Below are 1,620 nucleotides of genomic sequence, written 5' to 3'. Positions count from 1 at the left end.
TAATCCAATTCGATACCTCGGTATCAAATTAGGTTTCAATGATACGAAGTGACCATTGAATCGAAAGATTCAGCACAGTCAATTCAAACATTACTTTATGTAATGTTCAGTATTCATTGAGCCGAACAAAATCTTAAATTGAAGAGTTTGATCATGGCTCAGATTGAACGCTGGCGGCAGGCCTAACACATGCAAGTCGAGCGGAAACGAGTTATCTGAACCTTCGGGGAACGATAACGGCGTCGAGCGGCGGACGGGTGAGTAATGCCTAGGAAATTGCCCTGATGTGGGGGATAACCATTGGAAACGATGGCTAATACCGCATGATGCCTACGGGCCAAAGAGGGGGACCTTCGGGCCTCTCGCGTCAGGATATGCCTAGGTGGGATTAGCTAGTTGGTGAGGTAAGGGCTCACCAAGGCGACGATCCCTAGCTGGTCTGAGAGGATGATCAGCCACACTGGAACTGAGACACGGTCCAGACTCCTACGGGAGGCAGCAGTGGGGAATATTGCACAATGGGCGCAAGCCTGATGCAGCCATGCCGCGTGTGTGAAGAAGGCCTTCGGGTTGTAAAGCACTTTCAGTCGTGAGGAAGGTAGTGTAGTTAATAGCTGCATTATTTGACGTTAGCGACAGAAGAAGCACCGGCTAACTCCGTGCCAGCAGCCGCGGTAATACGGAGGGTGCGAGCGTTAATCGGAATTACTGGGCGTAAAGCGCATGCAGGTGGTTTGTTAAGTCAGATGTGAAAGCCCGGGGCTCAACCTCGGAATTGCATTTGAAACTGGCAGACTAGAGTACTGTAGAGGGGGGTAGAATTTCAGGTGTAGCGGTGAAATGCGTAGAGATCTGAAGGAATACCGGTGGCGAAGGCGGCCCCCTGGACAGATACTGACACTCAGATGCGAAAGCGTGGGGAGCAAACAGGATTAGATACCCTGGTAGTCCACGCCGTAAACGATGTCTACTTGGAGGTTGTGGCCTTGAGCCGTGGCTTTCGGAGCTAACGCGTTAAGTAGACCGCCTGGGGAGTACGGTCGCAAGATTAAAACTCAAATGAATTGACGGGGGCCCGCACAAGCGGTGGAGCATGTGGTTTAATTCGATGCAACGCGAAGAACCTTACCTACTCTTGACATCCAGAGAACTTTCCAGAGATGGATTGGTGCCTTCGGGAACTCTGAGACAGGTGCTGCATGGCTGTCGTCAGCTCGTGTTGTGAAATGTTGGGTTAAGTCCCGCAACGAGCGCAACCCTTATCCTTGTTTGCCAGCGAGTAATGTCGGGAACTCCAGGGAGACTGCCGGTGATAAACCGGAGGAAGGTGGGGACGACGTCAAGTCATCATGGCCCTTACGAGTAGGGCTACACACGTGCTACAATGGCGCATACAGAGGGCAGCCAACTTGCGAAAGTGAGCGAATCCCAAAAAGTGCGTCGTAGTCCGGATTGGAGTCTGCAACTCGACTCCATGAAGTCGGAATCGCTAGTAATCGTGGATCAGAATGCCACGGTGAATACGTTCCCGGGCCTTGTACACACCGCCCGTCACACCATGGGAGTGGGCTGCAAAAGAAGTAGGTAGTTTAACCTTCGGGGGGGCGCTTACCACTTTGT

Annotated in this window: 1 rRNA gene; it reads left to right on the top strand. The window is 51.9% G+C overall.

The features are described from left to right. Positions 1-135 precede the first annotated feature (135 nt). Positions 136-1,620: ribosomal RNA gene (locus tag IEX97_RS12860) — 16S ribosomal RNA — on the top strand; the annotation flags it as partial.

Origin of the sequence: Paenalicyclobacillus cellulosilyticus, from assembly GCF_014647315.1 — a bacterium.
Lineage (GTDB): Bacteria > Bacillota > Bacilli > Alicyclobacillales > Alicyclobacillaceae > Alicyclobacillus_J > Alicyclobacillus_J cellulosilyticus.
Note: the sequence above shows the minus strand (reverse complement) of the source record. Positions and strands in the feature narration are given on the sequence as shown.